Genomic DNA, 18,477 nt, shown 5'->3' on the forward strand with positions numbered 1-18,477 from the left:
GGTCAGTCGAGAAGCTTCTCTAGGGAGTTCTCCCATTCGTCGAAGAACCCTGTCGGCCACTCGGAGAGCATGCCGTCCTCGCCCATCACGGGGCTGATCACCTCGGCGGTCTGCTCATGGCGCCGGAAGAAGTGGACGGCCGTGGACGAGGCAGGGATGCGTCCGTCCTTCACGGCGATGCGAAGGCCGTTGAGGACATGGTCGGAATGAGTCTCCAGGAGGACCTGAGCCCCGGCGGCGACTGCGGCCACCGCGAGGTACGCCAGCCAGGTCTGCCCCTGCGGGTGGAGGTGCGCCTCCGGGTTCTCCAGGAGGATCAGGGCACCCGGCTGGGCCGACAGGCAGGCGACGACGATCGGCAGGGCGTACGTCAGCCCGAAGCCGACGTTGGTCGGACGGTAGCGGTTGGAGGCGGAGATGCCGGAGCCGAAACCGTAACTGAGGCGTACGGTGTCCGTCCCGTCGATGCCCACAGCCTGGAGGTTGACGCCCGGGCAGAGCCGCTGCATCCACGCCTCGGTCTGGGAGAGGAGCGACGCGGAGTGGTTGTCGTCGAGTCGGAGAGGCCCGGCCGCGACGGGGTCGTCCTGGTGAGCCCGCAGGAAGTTGACGGTGTGTTCGCCCCGGGAACCGAGGAATCCACGGCCCACGGCAGCCTGGTGGGAGCGCGGATAGCTGACGGCCGGGACGATCCGGTCGGCCTTGAGGTACTGGAAACCGGGCTGGAAAAGTGAGCACTCATCTGCGTCGTAGGCGTCCGGACCCATCGGACAGTCGATCATCCTCAGCAGATCGTCCTCACGGCCGTATGCGGCAGTCCAGTCGTAGCGGGTTCCGTCGGACGTCACGGCGAGCGTGATGCTGCGAGTGTCCACGGCGGCCGACTCGTGTCGCACGTACGTGTCGTGTCGCACGTCCTGACCAGTGCCGAGCTCGACGAGTTCACCGTTGAGGAGGAAACCGCCGCTGTCGTCGTAAAGATGGAGAAGCCCGTGGGACTGGCGGAGGAGCGCGAGGGACTGGAGAACCGTGCTCTTGCCAGAGGAGTTCAGCCCGGTGAGAAGCGTGAACGGGGCCAGGGCGATGTCCTGGTGGGCGAAGGCCTTGAAGTTGGTGATGCCGATGTGCTCAAGCATCAAGTGTCTCCTCGAAGATCCGGTCCATCTCGCGGAAGCGAAGCCTGACCTTGCCGACATCGCCGGTGCCGGCCGACACCGCGCCCACGAAGGCGGAGTCGTCCATGAGCTCCATGAACTTCTTCTCGACGACCGACTGGCGGGCGGCGAGCGCGTCGATCTCGGCGGGGGTCCGGTTGGCCAGGCATGCCGACTCGGTCTCGAACAGGGCCTTGTTGACCGGAGAACGGCGGTTGTAGCCGGGGAACCGCTTCCGGAAGGCGTGGATGCCGAAGATCCGTTCGGCCGCGTTCATGGCGTGGAGGAAACGTCCCGCCAGCCCGGAAAGCTCCTCGGGGGACAGGGTGTTGATGGTATGCATGGCGGAGCGGAGGAATCCGTCGAAATCCTGTGAGGCATAGGACTCCGGTGAGTTGAGGCTGAATGCCAGGAAGCGGAGGCACATCTCGCGGTCCGACATCCGCTCGGGGGACACGCTGCAGGACGTCGCACTGAGGAACGGCCTGGTGTTGGCGAGCTCGTAGAGGAAGGTCCGGGCCCGGCCGGGGATGAGCGCGTGGCGCAGTTCCTGACGGGTCAGGGGACGGCCGCCCGTGTTGATACGGGCGAAGATGTTGAACTTGACCTCCTCCGGTGTGCCGCGACGGATGAGGAGAACGACGAGTTCGGTCTCCTCGATCCGGGTCTGGAGGCGGCCCGGCAGGTCGGCGAAGGAGCATCCGTTGAACTCGGTCAGGTACTCCAGACCGGTGAGGACGAGAGGCTCGGCACCGATGGCGTCGGGGTCGACGAAGCGCGCGATGGTGGTGAGGCGTTGGACGCCGTCCACGATCGCCCATGACTCCTCGTCCACCTCGGCGGCGTAGAGCGTCGGAAGGGTGATCCGGAGCAGGAGCGATTCGATGAGCCTACTCTGCGCCTTCGCTGTCCAGATGCCGGCACGGCGCTGGAAGTCCGGCGCGAGGTCGATGGTGTCGCGCCGGATGCGGTTGAGGAGGAGTGAGACCGTGGGGGTACGGGTCTGAACCTCGATCTTGCTGGGATCGAAGGGGCTGGCGATCCGCTCACCGATGTCCTCGGACTCGACGCCGGAGCTCTTGCCGCCGTCGTCGAACTCGACGGGCAGCTGAGTTCCCGGCTCGTCGAGTGCGAAGAGCGCTTCCGCGGCGGGGTACTTGGACTTCCCGCCCGGGGCGTTGTCGGTGTCGGTCACGATCCATCCTCATTGGGCGTCAGCGGGGAGGTCGGCGTCGGCGGGGTCCACCGGCCGGCAGCGATCTCCGCATCGAGGCGTGCCTGGAAGTGCGCGTGGGCGGCGCGCATCTCGGTCTCGCGGTCGGCCTTGTAGAACGGCGCGGTGTAGCCCTCGGGCGGTGAGGTGGTGGTGGGGCTGGCCAGATGGTCGAGGAGGGCCGGGTAGGTCTCCTTGGTCTGGCCGTGTCCGTAGGCATTGAAGCTGCGGGCGAGCTTGCGTCCGTTCGCGTCGAAGTACATCTCCGCCTCGTAATCCGCCATGATCGGGTAGCGAGTCCTGTAGATCGCGACGAGCTGATCTGCGGTGATGCCGAGCCAGACGGAGACGAGTGCATCCAGCTCGACGAGGGCTGCGCGTCGCTCGTACTCGGTTCGAAGCGGAGTGTCGTACTCCCAGGCGGGGGTGAGCTGCGTAGCGAGGGGCTTGAGGTTCGGCCATCCTTCGTACGCCCAGCTCTCGTCCGCTGGCCAGGAATTATGGAACAGTTCTTCCCAGAGCGGTGAATACGCTTCAGTCAGGGAATTTAGGCGCAGGGAACGGAGGAGGAGAGGGTGTGCCAGGGGGTGGTCGACACTAGCTGAGGGCATCTTGTGCGCATCCGCAATGCGAAGGTCGGCTCGACCAGTGATGCGTAGTAGATAGTCGAGAGGTAGGGAAGCCCAAAAGCCCGCATTGAGCGCGGTCAGATGATTGTCTGCCAGTGCCAGAGAGTGGACGGCGTCGATGTGCGCCGGGCCAGGCGGAATGAGCGCGGCGAACAGGCTGCGTTCGGTATCGAACGGGATCATTCGACGCCAAGCAAGGCGGAAGTGGTCCGTGTAGGGTCGCCCATCCCAAACGTCCTTGGCTGCGTTGTAGCGATCGAGATCGCAGGCGCGAGTGTAATTGGTCCTGGGGATTTCTTTACGAGAAATCCTGGTGAAGTCGAACAGGGACCACTCGCGATTATTCCTGCATGGATTATTCGGCTTCTTGTTAAATGGAGTGGCGCCGGTGAAATGAGGGCCCTGGAGAATGAGCTCTTGGAGGGTGGCCGGCTCGCTGGTGGACCATCGAATGTATCCATCTCGCTTGGCGTTGGCCTCGTCGTATCCTCGGGAAATTTTGGGGTCAAGTCCGCTGAGTCGCTCACCAAAAGCGGCCAAGGCGTCGATGGCTCCTTGCTCGGCTTTCAGAACCGGGTAGAGGAGCGGCGTTTGGTCGGTAGGTCCGAGTTCGCCAGACAGGCGCTGCCAGCTAGTCAGTCGTTCCTCGTTGACGGGTACGACGCGGTCGCGGTGAGGACGGGTATCCCAGTGCCCTCGATGTTTGACCCCTGGGACAGCTCCGCTTCCGTCGTGAGAAAGGGATCCTGTGAGGGTATCAGCGCCGTATAGCTGACTCAGGTGCGCGAAGTTAATTTGACCGGGAGGGCCGTAAATGTGTAGGCCGAAATCCTGGGATCGATTCAAATCCTCGAACGCCCAGTTTGCGGCATTGACAAAGCTGGCATGGACCCGCAGGTGGTGGTAGGCGGCAGAGCGGAGAAGCGCCTCCCTGGCCCCTCCGAAATGTGAGTCCGGGTGGATGAGACCTGTTGCGGCGGATTTTGACTGATTTTTCCATACTCGGGTCATGAAGGCCCGATATAGATCTGGCTGAGTGCCGACAAGTGTGGGATAGGTTGATGATCCTCCTAGTGTCGAAACCATTCCAACATTAGATGAAATCTCGCCAAGGAAGTATTCGTAGTTGGCTGCCCTATTTTCGGCCAGTGCACCCTCTTTTCGCAGTCGCCACTCTGCTGCACTCGGCTTGTCGGCCAGCATGAACCACGGCTCAAGCTCTGCCAGGACAACATCCTCCTGCCACCTGGGTCGCACCCAGGGCGGGTTTCCCACCTGGATGTCGTAGCCGCCCCGGGCAAAGACCTGGGCGAACTCCAGCTCCCAGTGGAAGAATCCCTGCGCTTTCGCGACGTCCCGGGCGACTGACATCCAGGGGAAGCGGGGCAACAGGTCCTGGAAACGCGTCATGCCCATGTACCCGGGCAGGCCGTCCTCATACTTGGACAAGTCCTTGAGGCCCTCGAAGTGGCCCACCAGAGTGTTGGCTTCAACATCCTTGACGCCGACCATCGCCTCGGCGAACGCCAGCCAGTCATCGAGGGAGGCCAGCGCAATGGCTGAGTGCCGGTCGTCGCGGATGGCCTCCTTCCTGCGGCCCAGACGAAGCCGATCAACGGCCTGGCGGGTCAGCTCACCAGACTCCCCGAGGCCGCCGAAGAGGTCCTCGGCCTGCCAGGTCATCAGGACATCTGAATTCGACTCTTCTGCCGATGTAGCGGCAGCCGCAGGTTCCGTGGTGCGCGAGTCGAGCTCGTCCGTGCCATTCAGCACTGCGGCCTCTTGTACTGGCCAGAACCAGAGCGCGCACCAGGCGTCCATCAGCGTCTTGAGCCGCCAGTACGGGGTGTCGACCGCATGCAGGTCGGCCAGCACGTCCTCTCGCTTGACGGCCTCCTTCGGCCGTCGCAGCCAGTCGTCCTCCGCGCCCCACACGTCGATGCTGCGCGAGATGTCGCGCTCGGAGATTTCCAGACGCCGCGCCACGAGCCCCCACAGGTACTCGACCCGGCGGGCCAGCGCTTGCAAGCGCTCGGACTGCTTGGCGGTCGGCGTCCGCGTGATCGCCTTTCGCCATGCGCCCAGCGCCTTCGCCTCCTCGGGCGCGAGGGACTTGGCCTCCTTCTCGGCGGCGACGGCACCCCACTCCTTGGCGGGCAGCAGGAAGTGGTGCACAGCGTTCTCGGTCAGGCGCCGGAGATCCCCACTGCGGGTCTTCTGCTCCGTCACGGTGACGGGAAGGCCTTGTTCGGCGTCGGTCAGCGGGAATCGTTCCGGCGTCGTGCCTAGCCAGGCAGCCTTCTTGAGCTTCTCCGCCGAATACACCTCCCGCCGCCCGCCGATGAGCGAGTTCCCTCGCCGCAGGTGCAAGCCGAACCAGGGCGCTTCCATGCCGGGGTGCATGGTGTTGAGCCACAGCGAAACCTCAGCCAGCTCGACCGCCGTCTCGTTGAGGTCGACGCCGTACGAGTTGTGCAGGGCGATGTACGCCTTCACCTTCTGCAGCTCGACCGGGTACTTCTCCGTGTCGATGGCGACGCCCAGCTCGTCCTGGCGCCGCCGAAGGTACTCGGCCGCCACCTGGTTGATCGCCTCGTTGAGGAACGCGCCCGATCCGAGGGCCGGTTCGCAGATCTTCCAGTCCAGCAGCTCGCGGGCCTCCGTCACCGTGCCGTCCTGGTCCAGGCGGTGCTGGAGGGTGAGCTGAACGGTGACCTTGGTCAGCGACTCAGGCGTGTAGTAGGACGCCGAGGTCTGGCGGTCGCGGCCCGACAGCCGGTAGACGAACTCGCCCGGGGCGTACTTGGCCGGCACCTCCTCGCCGGTGTTCTCGTCGCGCGTCCGGACGAAGACGTTGTCCGGGTACTCGTCGACCTTCGACCTCGGGATCAGCCACGATCCGTCCTTCGGGTCGCCGCCCTTCGCGACCTCGTACAGCTCCTTGTCCGACACGAAGCCGCTGTACGACATCAGGCCCTCGTACACCGCCCCGAGCTGGTTGATGCCCAGCTGCGCATACGAGATGAAGCCGCCGCGCTCGCCCTTCCGCCCCTTGGTGAGCATCAGCAGGCGCAGCACCTTGTACAGCGTCGCGTTGCGCAGACGCGTGTCGAGGTAGCGCTCCTCGCCCGTCTCGTCGGCGTCGAAGCGCGGGTCGGGCACCGAGGCCGCGCCGATCAGCTTGATGGACTCGGGTTCGAACAGCTTGGAGTGCAGCGGCTCGAACCGCAGCCCCACGTCCTCCGAGGCCTTCTCCTCCACGACCCCGTGGGTCCGACGCGGCCGGTAGCCGTCCTGGACCTTCTTGAACAGCAGGTCCAGCGACTCGTACAGGTAGAACCCGCGCCGCGACTTCTCGTCCACCAGATCCCGCTCGGCGACGAGTTCGCCCAGCCGGCCCAGCCCGTACCCCTGTTGGTACTCGGGGTAGTCGGCCGGCAGGATGCCGAGCTCCGGCCGGGCCTCCGCGTACAGAAGGAACAGGATCCGGTACAGATACCGCAACGACTCCCGCGTCAGTTGCTTCCCCAACTCGGGGAGTTCCATGACGTCCTCGGGCCGCACGCCCTCGTTCTCGCGGATGCGGTCCAGCACCTCGTTGGCGATCAGCTCGACGCTCAGCCGCAGTCCGTCGCGCAGGTCGCTGGAGACGCCCACCGCGTGCTTGGTGGACTTGTCGACGAGCTCCGCGAGCGGGTTCTCGCCGCCCGCCTCCGGCGTGCGCAGCGAGTCCGCGCCGAACAGGGCTGCCACCGTGTCGAGTTCGCCGCCGGTCTTGGTGTCGTTGCGCTCCAGCGCGCCGTCCAGCGACACCGCGAGGTAGCGGCCCTCGCCCCAGGCCATCCGGTCGGCGAGGACGACCACACCGCCCACCAGCAGCAGCACGTACCGGGGCGCGTCCTCGCACGCGAACAGGAACGAGGCGAGCTTCGACCCGGTGGTGATGGTGTGCTGCCCGTCGAGCACCAGCGGTTCGAGCAGGCGCCCCGGGCCGTCCGGGTCCAGGGCGGCGTCCGGCTCGGCGGCCCAGCCGCAATCCAGCGCGATCAGGCCCTTCTCACTGTGCGCGACCTGCACCTCGTACGCCTGGTCGGCCCGCTCCACGGTGATGGTGCCGGGCTTGGCGTCGTAGCCGAGGGCCAGCAGCACCCGCGCGTTGAGCGCGCGCACCCGCTCGCGCCAGGCCGGCGAGCCGTAGGTGGCGGTGTCGTCGTCCGCCACGGTCCGATCGTCATCCGCCGCCTCTGGCAGGGCGAAGCCGGCCCGCGAGCGGAAGTAGGGGCGGCGCAGCGCGCGCAGGCCGGCTCGCGGGGTGACCGGCAGGGCGTCCGGGTCCTGCTCCGCGTCGTCGGGGGCGGCTGCGGCCTTCGCCGCCTCCTCGCGCTCCTTCCACACGCTCAGCAGCCCGGACTTGAGGTCCTTGGGCAGCACCTCGGCCAGGTAGTGGGCGGAGAAGTAGTCGCCGCGGTTCACCAGGGAGTCGTACGTCATAACTGCTTCTCTCAGGGGTCAGACGGCCTGGAGCGGCGTGGGGGCGAGGACGGCGAGGACGCGCAGGAGCGGGCGGCCGGTGGTGAGCAGCGAGTCGGCGATGCCGGCGAGCCGCTGCTTGGTGCGTTCGCCGGCCAGAGTCGGTTGCTCCCACTCACCGAGGCGGAGCCGGTAGTTCTCGATCGGTTCGCGCAGCGGCTCGTCCCAGGCCTCCCGGTGGTGTTCCAGGAACGCCTCCGCCCGTTCCAGTGCGGCGGGGATACCGTCCTGCAGCCGGTCGACGGGCCAGTGCTTCAGCGGGTTGGCCATGGTGGGGCCGACGCCGGAGCGGCGGAGTATCGCCACCATGTCGTCGTCGACGGTGCCGTCCCGCGTGACCGCCATCCACTTGACCACCGTCGGTCGGCCGAGAGCGTTGGAGTAGACGCCCTGGATCAGGTACGTGGGTTCGGCGACATCTGCGGTGACGACCAGCGCCTCCTGCCGCCCGAGGCGCACGAGCACCTTGTCGGTGAGCCACTCCACCACCGGGTGGAGGTCGGTGAGCAGCGAGATCTCCGGCCAGCTGGAGGTGGAGGACTCGCGGGCGCGCTGCAGGGAGTGTTCGGCGAGGCGGCGGTTGAGGGTGACGAGCAGGCGTTCGCGGAGCCGCTGCTCGCGGACGTAGTCGAGGGGCAGGGCCTTCAGCCGGTGGACGAGGTCGGCCGGCGGGCGGAAGGAGATCAGGCCGGAGGTCTCGTCGCGGTCCATCTCCAGGCTGCTCTGGGCGTCCGGGAAGACCTCGCGCAGGGCCTCGTCCAGGAACTCCCGGGTGGAGGCGAACAGGCGCGGGACGTCGGCGCGCGGCACTGAGGTGTCCTCGCCGTTCGGCTCCTCACCGACCGAGCCGAAGAAGTCGGCGAGGAAGTCGTCCATGCCGTCGGCCTCGTCGGCCTGCGGGCGGTGTGATTCCAGGGACTCCTCCACCGTGCGGCCGCGCAGCAGATCCTGGATGAGCGACTTCTCTTCTGCCTCCGCGCGGTAGAGGCCGGTGACTGCCTCCGCCGTGCCGAGCTTCTGGTGGGCCTCGCGTTCGCGGTCGAGCAGGCGCTCGGCGACGAGGGTGTCGTCCTTGGCGCCCTCGACCTCGCTGGTGAGGATCAGTGCGCGGAACTCGGGGGAGCGGGCCTGGCCGTAGCGGTCGATGCGGCCGTTGCGCTGCTCGATGCGGATCAGTGACCAGGGCACGTCGTAGTGCACCAGCTGGCTGCACTGGCGGTGGAGGTTGACGCCTTCGGACGCGACGTCGCCGGTGAGTAGGACGCGCACGGGGGTGTCGGCGAGGCCGAAGTCCTCGACGCACTGCATCTGCTGCTCGTCGCTGAGGCCGCCGTGCATCAGGCGGACGGCGCCCTGGGCTGTCCGGCCCTTGAAGCCGAGCGCGGCAGGGAGGACGGAGTGCAGCCATTCCAGGGTCTGAACGCGCTCGGAGAAGACGACGACGCGGGTGTCGGAGCCCGGTCCCACCCCGATCGCCCGCAGCTCGGAGACGAGCGCGTTGAACTTCGCCGAATCCGTGTCGGACATCGCGCCCGCGAGGTCGCGCAGCCGGAGCAGCGCCTCCCGCTCCGCCGCCACCGCGGACTGGATCTCCTTCTTCGCCAGCGTCTTGATCCGGGTCTCGACGGTGGCCTTCAGCGCGGCGGGCGAGGACAGGAAGGACTTGAGCAGGGTGTAGGGGAAGAGCGGTACCTCGCTGACCGACTTCCGGCCGTCGGACGGCAGCCAGACCTCGGCCAGCTCTTCGAAGATCTTCTCCTCGGCCGGTGTGCCCGCGCAGCGGACCGATCGGGAGGGCCCGCGGTCCGCCCACTGCCCCTTCATCTGCTCGCGCACCTCTTGGCTGATCTTCGTACGGCGGATGAAGAGGTGCTCGATGTCCTCGGCCCGGTAGTTCTCCGGGTCGCGGATGGCCGCCGGGTCGAGCAGGCCGATGAGCTCGGCGAAGGACTTCGCGTCGCCGTTGTGCGGGGTGGCGGAGGCGAGGATCAGGGCGTCCGTACGCGGAGCCAGGATCTGGGCGAGCTGGTTGCGCAGCGAGCCGCGGTTGATCAGGTTGTGCGATTCGTCGATGACGACCGCGTCCCAGCTGATCCGTTCCAGGTGGTGCTTGTACTGGTCGGTGTTCTTCAGCGTGTCGATCGAGACGATCACGCGCTTGAAGTAGGTGAAGGGGTTGCGGCCGGCCGGGATCTCGCGCTGGATCCGTTCGATGCCCACCGAGTCCAGCCGGATCAGCGGGATCGCGAAACGCGTCCACAGCTCGTGCTGGAACTGCTCCAGCACGTGCTGCGGGGTGACGACCAGGATGCGGTCCCCGCGGCCACGCCGGATCAGCTCGGCGAGGGTGATCCCTATCTCCAGGGTCTTGCCGAGGCCCACCACGTCGGCGATCAGCATCCGGGGCCGCAGGTTGCGCCCGGACAGCGCGAGTTGGGCCGGGCGCTGCTGGTAGGGGAGGGGGTCCAGCAGGAAGGAGTCGGCGAGGGCGAGGCCGCGCTCGGACTGGGGCAGGGCGGTCCGTCGCAGCACGGCCTCCAGGAAGAGGCGGGAGCGGCGGAAGTTCGGCGAGTCGTCGGCGACGAGCTTCGTCTGCCGGGGGTCGACCAGCTCGATCTCGTCAAGGGCGGTGAAGAAGACCGCCTCCTGGTCGCGGACGAAGTCCGAGACGCCGACCACTTCGACCCGGGCACCGTCGTGCTCGGTGAGCGAGCTGTTCCGTACGAGCCACACTTCGTCCCGAACGAAGACCTGGGCGCCCGCCGGATACGGGTCCTCCGTGGTCCCGGTCGGTTCGGCGCTGCTCAGCTCGGGGGTCACCCGCTGCCTCCTGTGTTCATCGTGCTGTGCGGTGGTCGCGGCCGCCCTCGCGGGACAGCGCACCAGGTGAAGAGCTTACGGCGAGTGCGAGGAGAGGGCCGGGCCTCGGTCAGAACGGGGCCTTGGCCGCGTAGACCTCGCGCAGCTGTTGGGCTGTGCGACGGGCCTGCAGCGATCGCCGGGGCGTGCAGGGCGCTGATGCCGACGGCGGGGCAGACGCCGGTCCGGGGGCGTCGGCGGGTGCGGCTGCCACTGCGGGGACGTCCTTGAGCGTGGGGGTGTAGCCGGGGCTTTCGTCCGGTGTGGGACCCGGCGGCGGGGCGACGGCCAGCGCCGGGGCAGGAACCGTGGTTGCGTCGGCCGGGGCAGGTGGGAGGAGCTGCACGGTTCGGGCCGTCGACTCAGGCCCGGGAGCCGGATGCGCTGCGGTCAGAGCTGTCAGCCGTCGGCGGGCCTGGGCGACCTTGAGCCCCTGGGCCTCGATGACGGCGCGGAACTCCTTGACCACGGACGGCAGGGTCGGCCGGTCCTCGGCCTCGTGGGCCAGCATCGAGGCCAGGATCGGTGACAGCTCGGCCGGGACGCCGGTCAGGTCCGGGGGCGTGTCCGGATCGGTGACCATGTGGAAGAGCACATGGACGTTGGCCGCCTGGTACGGGTACCGGCCGGTCAGCGCGAAGAGGAGGACCGCGCCCAGCGCGTACGCGTCGACCGCCTCCGTGAGCGGCTTCACGCCGTTGGCCTGTTCCGGCGCCATGCACATGGGCGTGCCGACGACCGTGTTCGGGGCGGTGAGGGAGGAACCCGACTCGGCGAACACCGCGAGGCCGAAATCGATGATCTTGGGGCCGTTGGGCCCCAGCAGGACATTCGCCGGCTTGAGGTCCCGGTGCAGCAGCGCTTGCTTGTGCACCAGGGCCAGGGCCTCGGCGAGGGTCGCACCGAGCGAGGCCACCAGGACTGCGGGCAGCGGGCCGTACGTGTCCACGTGCCTGCGGAGATCGGCGCCTTCCACGTACTCCGTGGCCAGCCACGGCGGTTCGGCCTCGGGATCCGCGTCGAGGAAGGCCGCGACCCGGTTTCCCCAGACGGTCTTGAGGACCTCGATCTCCTGGGCGAATCGCAGCCGGGTCTCCGAGTCGACCAGCGACGGCTTGATCACCTTGAGCGCGGCCTGCTCCCCGCTGGGGGACTCGCCGAGGTACACCTGGCCCATGCCGCCCTGACCGATCCGGGCGAGGAGTTCGAAACCGCCGATCTCGGGCGGGTCCTCGGGGCTCAGGGGAGTCGTCGTGTGCACGCCCGTCCTCGTCGTGGTGCTGATCGGAGACCTACGTGGCCACCGTAGTGGACCCTGCGCGGTCAAGCGGGTGGATCGGGAGACGCGGCCTCCTGGCCCGTGGCGAGACAGCCTTGTTCGGTGCTCTGGCACGGCTCGCTCAACCTGCTCGCGGGCAGCGGGCCGACCGACCTGATGATGCGCTTCACGGACCCCGCATCCTGCGAACGGGTCAGCCGGGTCATCGACCGGGCCCGCAAGGAACGGGCTGCGTGGAACCCGCGGGCTGCTGGCGGAAGCACCAACAGCGCGAGCCCCGCTTCGTCCGAGCCCACTGAGCCCGGTGCGACCGATGCGGCGAGGATCCGGCCCGGGGACACCGTCAATGGACGGCTCTACCTCAAGGTCCCTTTCGGGGAGAAGAACGAGGCCAAGTCACTCCTCAAGGCCCAGTGGGACGGGCTGAACCGGCTCTGGCACGTCGACGCCGAGCGGGTCACCCGGGAGCAGGCCGCCCGCTGGCTGCCATGAGAACAGGACACGAGCATCTGGGCGTTCCCGTCCTGCCGGGGCAACTTGTGGCACCTTACTGGGAGCTGACACGATTTCAGTTAGGCATCCCTCCGGGCGTTGCGGACAGGACATCGCCGGGGAGGCGCGGAGAGGGGACGGGATGGCACGGGTGAACCTGCGGGCCGCGTTCATGAGCGGGCTGTCGTCCACCGTCACGGCGCAACAGGTCTTCACCAACCGGGTCGACGAAGTGGCTGCCTTCAACCGGTCGGTGGAGGGCCTGCGCCGGACCCTGGACGAGGCCGATGTCTCGCCGGTCGTGGACCGGGCGCAGGGGCGCCGCAACGTTCTGACGCTCTACGGGGTCGGCGGCATAGGAAAGACGACGCTCTCCCACGAGCTTGAGCGCCGACTGCTCGCCGACGCTGCGGCCGAAGGGCGCGACGACGTCGTGACCGTACGGGTCGATGTCTCGGAGGACGGCGCCTGCGACATTGAGGGCCTGCTGCTACGTCTGCGGGCCGGGCTGGGACAACTGGGCAGCCGCTGGCCCGCCTTCGACCTGGCGCTCGCCTCCTACTGGGCCCGTGCCCACCCCGGGGAAGCCCTCCAGGACTTCCTCGATGCCTCACCGGCCCTGCGCCGAGCCTCCCACAGTATCGGGCTCGGCGAGCAGATCTCGGAGACCGTGAGGGAGGTCGACCCCGCAGGGCTCGGCGGTCTGACCGGGCTGGCGCAGCGCGCGGCCCTGGCCACCTATCGCGCCGTCCGGGACCGGGTCCGCGAGGGACGCCTGCTCGCCGACTGTGAGCTGTTCGCCGAACTGATCGAGGCCGACGCCGACTACGAGACGCTCTCATACTTCCCGTACCTGCTGGCCTGGGACCTGGACCACCTGCCCTGGCGGGGCCGACCGGCCCGGCGGCCCACGGTGTGCGTGTTCCTCGACACCTTCGAGGTGGTCAACGGCAGCGCCGACCGTACGGTGGAGCGCCTGATCCAGCGCTGTGTCTACCTGATGCCCAACGTGCTGTTCGTGATCACCGGCCGAAACCGCATCGACTGGGCCGACGCCGGCGTTGGCGGTGAGCTGGACTTCACGGGTCCGCAGCACTGGCCGAACCTGCACTTCAGCAACGATACCGTCGAGCCCCGCCAGCACCTTGTCGGCTATCTTTCGGACTCCGACGCCAACAGCTACCTCAGCGAGGCGCTCACCCGGGACGGCGAGCCCGCCATGCCCGCCGAGGTCCGTCGGCGGATCATCGCGGGCGGCCAGGGTCTACCCCTGTACCTGGACCTGTCGGTGTCGCACTACGCCGCACTCCTCGCCCGCGGCGGGCAGCCGTCGGCGGCAGACTTCGGCGGATCGTTCACCGCGGTGGCCACCCGGTCGATCCGTGACCTGCCCCGGGAGGAGCGCGACCTCGTCCGCACCGCGGCGCTGACCGACCGGGTCGGCGCCGATCTGCTGCGGGCCGGACAACCCAACGTCTCCGACGGCAGCGTGGCCCGGTTCCTACGTCGACCGTTCCTGACACACGACGACGCCTACGTCCTGCCGTACGCGCTGCACGCGGCGCTGCGCCACGCCATCGGCGAGGCGGACCGGACCCTCCCGGACGGCTGGTCCGACCGCGACCGCAGCGAGGCCGCGGCCCGGCTGCTCGCCTGGCTCGGCGAGCGCCTCGGACCGTCCTCCGGGCGGGCCGCCATCGCCCAGGCTCTTGAGTCCGGCCTCAAGCTCTCGGCGGAGCACGGGGTCTTCGCCGACTGGATGGCCCGCGCCACGCAACGCCTCGTCGAAGCAGGACAGTGGTCGGAGCTGGGTGCCGGACTTCCCGCCGAACGGGCCGGGACGCCGGAGTACCGGGCCGTTCTCGCCGCCATACGGGGTGTCCAGCTGCGCCGCACGGGCCACGCCACGCGGGCGGTAGAGCTGCTCGGCAGCGCGGCGGAGGGCGTGCGGCAGGGCAGTCCGACGGCGCAGCTGGTGCAGGTCCACCTCGCCCACGCGCTGCGCAACCACGGCGACTACACCAAGGCGGCGGAGATCTACCGTGCCCTGGTGGGCGGCGAGTTCGACTCCGTGGCCCGGTACTGGCTCTGCGACTTCGACTACCTCAACGGACGTTTCGGCACGGCGCTGGGTTCGCTGCGGGAGCAGCGCAGCCGCGGGCCGGAGGACGAGGGCGAACGGCTGCGGCTGATCGGGCACATCTGGCGGGTGAACGCCCGCTTCGACGAGGCGACCGCCGCGTACGCCGAGGCGATCGACCTGGCCCGGCGTGAGGGCCTGGCCGCCGCGGAGGCGAAGGCACTGGCCAACCTGGCGCAGACCGCCTGCTGGTCCGGTGACACGGCTACGGTGTCGGACGCGGCGATCAGGGCGCGGGACCTGCTCGATCTGGTGCCCAACCCGGTCGAGCTGGTCAAGGTCCGCTCCGCCGAGGCGGTCGCGCACGCGGTGGCCGGTGACGCCGTGGCCGCCGTGGAGGCCGTGGGAGGTACGCGGCAACTGGCGGACGGCATCGGCTACCGCGGCGGCCACAACCTGGCCGATGTGGCCCAGATCCTGCTCGGGGTGATCGACGGTGACCACGACGGCGCACGCCGCACGCGGGCCGAACTCGACGCACGAACCCGCAGGTCGGGCGGCAACACCTACTGGGTCCCGATCGTGACCAGCTGGATCGAGGGCGTCCCGCAGGCTGTGGAGCTCGACCCGCGGGTCGAATGGGTCGACGGCGCGGCCGTGTCGCTGGGCCGGTGGGCCGAGGTGGCCGCGCGACGATGAGACGCGAGGACGCTGGGCCCGGGGCCGGTGTCGGACGAGGGGAAGAGATCACATGACCGATCCGGTGTGCGTCGAGCCGGCACGTGTCGGCCTGGTCGGAGTCGGCATCATCGCCGAAACCCACCTTGCCGTCCTGGCCGAACGGGACGATGTGGCCCTGGAGTTCACGGTCGACTCCCGGCCGGTTGGGCCGGTGAAGTTCCGGGGCACCACGCCGCCTCACTACGGCAGCCTCGCCCAGGCGCTCGACGCACACCAGCCGGACCTGGTGGTCCTCGCCACCCCCACGGAGACGCACGCCGAGCTGGCGATCCTGGCCCTCCTTCACTCAACGGCCAGAGTGCTCGTGGAGAAGCCTCTCGTCCATGACCTGGCCTCCCTCACGGGGCTGCGCGAGCTGGACGGGAAGGCCGACGTGCAGAACCGCGTGTTCACCGCCCATCACTTCGCCTTCTCGCCCGAGGTCGACTGGGCGGCGGAGTTGCTCGCCGCGAACCCGGACTGGGGGCCGATCACGGCCGTCACCTCGGCCTTCTACGATCCCTACGTCCTTCGCGGCACAGAAGCCTTCGCTTCGTACGTCTCCAGCTGGATGGACTCCGGGGTGAACCAACTCAGCATGCTCACCCGCTTCGTGGACCTCACCGAACTCACCTCCTTCCAGCAGGTGGACGGTGGCGCGAGCGCGTGGTGCACGGTGGGATTCCGCTCCCGGGGCGAGGCCGGCACAGCCCGGCTGCGCAGCAGCTGGCTGACCGGTTCCAGCAGTAAGGAGAGCAGCTTGGTGCTCGGCCGCTCCAGTGTGGAGGTCTGGATCGACCACACTGCCATGACCGGATTCGCTGCCCGGGAGGGCGAGTTGCTGGCAGCCTTCGGCAACGACGGCCGGACCGCGCGAAAGGTTGCCCACTACCGCCCGCTCTACGCCAGCCTGCTCTCCGGCCGGCCCGATCCGGTACTCGGCTTCGATGCCGCGGCGACGATCACGGCGATCCATCACGCGGTGCCGGAGGCTCGGTAGGCGCCGGGCTGTCGGCTCGGTCAGGAGCCTCAGCGAACGAACCCTGACCTGGGAAGACAGTGACAAGCGGGCGAGAAGGGCCCGGTTCGGACAGTGTCCGGACCGGGCCCTTTTGCGTGTTCGAGGGCGTGTTGAGGCCTGGGCGAGGGGAACTGATGGTCGGATGAGCTGATTGACAGTCTGCAAAACCATCAGTCATGCTGACTTTCAAGAATGGTGATGCACAGAGAGGGTGGCAGCTCATGGGGCACCGGTACGCGTTCCTCTTCCCCGGGCAGGGCAGCCAGCACGTGGGCATGGGGGCCGACCTGTACGAGCGGTCGCCCTTCTTCGGACAAGTGCTGCGACGGGCCGGGGCGATGGTCGGGCAGGACATCGAGGAGGCGGTGCTGGTCGGTCCGGCCGAACGGCTGACCGAGACGGTGCCGACCCAGTTGTCCGTGCTGGCGCTGTCCTGCGCGCTGACGGCCGAGTTGGACCTGCTCGGGCTGGCGCCGGCCGTGGTGGCCGGGCACAGCCTGGGGGAGTACTCGGCGTTGGTGGCGGGCGGTTGGCTCGACCTGGACGACGCGTTGGTGGTGGTCGCCAACCGGGCGGCCGAGATGGCGGACTGCTGTGTCGCCACGCCGGGGGCGATGGCCGCCGTGCTGGGGATGGACCCGGCGACGGTGCGGATGGCCGCCGCCGAGATGTCCGGCACGGTGGTGGTCGCCAACGCCAACAGCCCGCGTCAGTCGGTGGTTTCCGGGGAGAGCGAGGCCGTCCGGCTGCTGTCCGCGGTGCTGCTGGAGCGGGGCGCAAAGACGGTGATCCCGCTGGAGGTGCACGGCGCCTTCCACTCGCCGCTGATGACGCAGGCGGAGGACCGGCTGGCCCCGCTGATCGCCGACCTGCCGCTGCACGCCGGCCACACCCCGCTGATCAGCAGTATGACCGGCCGACTGGTCACCGACCTCGACTCCTACCGCAGCCTGCTGGCCCGTCAGATCGCCGCCCCCGTGGAATGGGTCGGCGTGATGGAGACGCTGCGCGCGGAGGCCGTGGACACCTGCATCGAGGTCGGCCCGGGCACCGTACTGCGCGGCCTGCTGCGGCAGTTCGACCGCAAGGCGGTCTCCGCCTCCTGCGCCGGGTGGGGCGACGCGATGGCACTCACCGTGGGCGACGAGCACCTGCTGGTCGCCTAGCACCTGGCCCGACCGGCCGTAACGAGCACTGAGCACCGACCACTTCACCGACCGAGAGGGACAAGGAGAGCGCGATGCGTCGAGTCGCGATCACGGGCCTGGGGGTCCTGGCACCCAATGGCATCGGAAGGAAGAACTTCGCCGAAGGCCTCTGGGAGGGCCGCAACGGCGTCTCCCGCATCGGCTCCTTCGATGCCGCGGGATTCAACTCGCAGATCGCCGGCCAGTTGCCGCCGGTGGTACTGCCCGGCAGCCCGGCCGAGGAGCCGGACGGGGACGACCGGGTGGTCCGGATCGCCCTGGCCGCCGCGTACGAGGCGATGGCCGACGCCGGGCTGGACGGAACGGGTGACGTCGACCCGTTCCGCACCGGTGTGGTGATCGCCAACGCGATCGGCGGCACCAAGTTCATGACCGAGCACTTCCCGGACCTGACGGCGGGTGGCACCGGCCCGATCGACGTGGCCGCCGCGCACCGCCGGCTGCACCTGTCCGCGACCTTCAACACCCCGACCGCCGCGGTCGCCGACGCCTTCGGCCTGTGCGGCCCGGCGGTCACCCTGACCACCGGCTGCACCGGCGGCAACGACGCGGTGGGCTTCGCGTTCGACGCCATCCGCCGCGGCGAGGCCGACGTGATGGTGGCCGGGGCCGCCGAGGCGCCGATCACCCCGTTCGTGGTCGCCTGCTTCGACGTGATCGGCGCGCTGTCGGTGCGCAACGACGACCCGGAGCACGCCTCCCGGCCGTTCGACCGCTTCCGGGACGGCTTCGTGCTGGCCGAGGGCGCGGGCATCGTGGTGCTGGAGGAGTGGGAGCACGCCCGCAAGCGCGGCGCCGCGATCCTCGGGGAGGTGCTCGGCTTCGGCAGCAGCGCCAACGCCTTCCACATGACCGACCTGGCCGAGCACGGCACCGACCTCGCGCGCTCCTTCCAACTCGCGCTGGACGACGCCAAGGTGCCCGCCGAGCGGATCGGCTATGTGAACGCCCACGGCTCCTCGACGCCGCAGAACGACGTCTGCGAGACCAACGCCGTCAAGCTGGTGCTCGGCGAGCAGGCGTACCGGACGCCGGTCAGCTCGATCAAGTCGATGGTCGGCCACGCGCTGGCCGCCGCCAACGCCCTGGAGTTCGTGGCCTGCGTGCTCGCGCTGAACGAGCACCGGCTGCCGCCCACGGTCAACCACGTCGAGCCCGGCGAGCACTGCGACCTCGACTACATCCCGAACACCGCCCGCGAGGCGACCGTGGACGCCATCGCCAGCCTCTCCAGCGGTTTCGGCGGCATCCACTCGACGGTCGTCCTCGGCCGCGCCTGAGCCACCCAACGG

Annotated in this window: 10 protein-coding genes; 5 read left to right on the forward strand and 5 right to left on the reverse strand. The window is 68.8% G+C overall.

The window, feature by feature from the left end; genetic code table 11:
* Positions 1-2: 2 nt before the first annotated feature.
* The 5 genes from ACH4E7_RS29230 to ACH4E7_RS29250 form a co-directional block, all read right to left on the reverse strand.
* On the reverse strand, positions 3-1,136 hold the full coding sequence (locus ACH4E7_RS29230) for a DUF3696 domain-containing protein (protein WP_396252057.1): 1,134 nt from the start codon (positions 1,134-1,136) through the stop codon (positions 3-5).
* The gene (locus ACH4E7_RS29235; protein WP_396252058.1) at positions 1,129-2,349 is read right to left on the reverse strand and encodes a DUF262 domain-containing protein; all 1,221 of its coding nucleotides are present in this window, start codon (positions 2,347-2,349) and stop codon (positions 1,129-1,131) included. Before ACH4E7_RS29235 ends, ACH4E7_RS29230 begins: the two co-directional genes overlap by 8 nt.
* Positions 2,346-7,487 (reverse strand): class I SAM-dependent DNA methyltransferase, encoded by a 5,142-nt coding sequence (locus ACH4E7_RS29240; RefSeq protein ID WP_396252059.1) that lies wholly within the window; start codon positions 7,485-7,487, stop codon positions 2,346-2,348. Before ACH4E7_RS29240 ends, ACH4E7_RS29235 begins: the two co-directional genes overlap by 4 nt.
* A gap of 18 nt (positions 7,488-7,505) precedes the next feature.
* Complete coding sequence (locus tag ACH4E7_RS29245) at positions 7,506-10,346, reverse strand: helicase-related protein (protein WP_396252060.1); 2,841 nt, start codon at positions 10,344-10,346, stop codon at positions 7,506-7,508.
* A 109-nt stretch (positions 10,347-10,455) separates the two neighbouring features.
* Positions 10,456-11,646 (reverse strand): serine/threonine-protein kinase, encoded by a 1,191-nt coding sequence (locus ACH4E7_RS29250; RefSeq protein WP_396252061.1) that lies wholly within the window; start codon positions 11,644-11,646, stop codon positions 10,456-10,458.
* A gap of 120 nt (positions 11,647-11,766) precedes the next feature.
* Between ACH4E7_RS29250 and ACH4E7_RS29255 the strand changes: the two genes are divergently transcribed.
* The 5 genes from ACH4E7_RS29255 to ACH4E7_RS29275 all read left to right on the forward strand — a co-directional run bounded on the left by ACH4E7_RS29255 (position 11,767) and on the right by ACH4E7_RS29275 (position 18,465).
* Positions 11,767-12,156: a DUF5710 domain-containing protein gene (locus tag ACH4E7_RS29255; protein ID WP_396252062.1), complete on the forward strand. Its 390-nt coding sequence runs from the start codon at positions 11,767-11,769 to the stop codon at positions 12,154-12,156.
* A 142-nt stretch (positions 12,157-12,298) separates the two neighbouring features.
* Positions 12,299-14,935 (forward strand): tetratricopeptide repeat protein, encoded by a 2,637-nt coding sequence (locus ACH4E7_RS29260; RefSeq protein ID WP_396252063.1) that lies wholly within the window; start codon positions 12,299-12,301, stop codon positions 14,933-14,935.
* 52 nt (positions 14,936-14,987) lie between these two features.
* Positions 14,988-15,956, forward strand: a complete 969-nt coding sequence (locus tag ACH4E7_RS29265) for a Gfo/Idh/MocA family protein (protein ID WP_396252064.1) — start codon at positions 14,988-14,990, stop codon at positions 15,954-15,956.
* A 242-nt stretch (positions 15,957-16,198) separates the two neighbouring features.
* Positions 16,199-17,143 (forward strand): ACP S-malonyltransferase, encoded by a 945-nt coding sequence (locus tag ACH4E7_RS29270; RefSeq protein ID WP_396252065.1) that lies wholly within the window; start codon positions 16,199-16,201, stop codon positions 17,141-17,143.
* Positions 17,144-17,217: 74 nt separating this feature from the next.
* Positions 17,218-18,465, forward strand: coding sequence for a beta-ketoacyl-[acyl-carrier-protein] synthase family protein (locus tag ACH4E7_RS29275; RefSeq protein WP_396252066.1), 1,248 nt, complete (start codon positions 17,218-17,220; stop codon positions 18,463-18,465).
* Positions 18,466-18,477: the final 12 nt, after the last annotated feature.

This window comes from Kitasatospora sp. NPDC018058, from assembly GCF_044327205.1.
Classification (GTDB): domain Bacteria; phylum Actinomycetota; class Actinomycetes; order Streptomycetales; family Streptomycetaceae; genus Kitasatospora.

Excerpts from the sequence above, each read along its gene's own strand:
- ACH4E7_RS29240 (WP_396252059.1), bottom strand. The coding sequence starts at position 7,487 with ATGACGTACGACTCCCTGGTGAACCGCGGCGACTACTTCTCCGCCCAC.
- ACH4E7_RS29275 (WP_396252066.1), top strand. The coding sequence starts at position 17,218 with ATGCGTCGAGTCGCGATCACGGGCCTGGGGGTCCTGGCACCCAATGGC.
- ACH4E7_RS29270 (WP_396252065.1), top strand. The coding sequence starts at position 16,199 with ATGGGGCACCGGTACGCGTTCCTCTTCCCCGGGCAGGGCAGCCAGCAC.
- ACH4E7_RS29265 (WP_396252064.1), top strand. The coding sequence starts at position 14,988 with ATGACCGATCCGGTGTGCGTCGAGCCGGCACGTGTCGGCCTGGTCGGA.
- ACH4E7_RS29260 (WP_396252063.1), top strand. The coding sequence starts at position 12,299 with ATGGCACGGGTGAACCTGCGGGCCGCGTTCATGAGCGGGCTGTCGTCC.
- ACH4E7_RS29230 (WP_396252057.1), bottom strand. The coding sequence starts at position 1,136 with ATGCTTGAGCACATCGGCATCACCAACTTCAAGGCCTTCGCCCACCAG.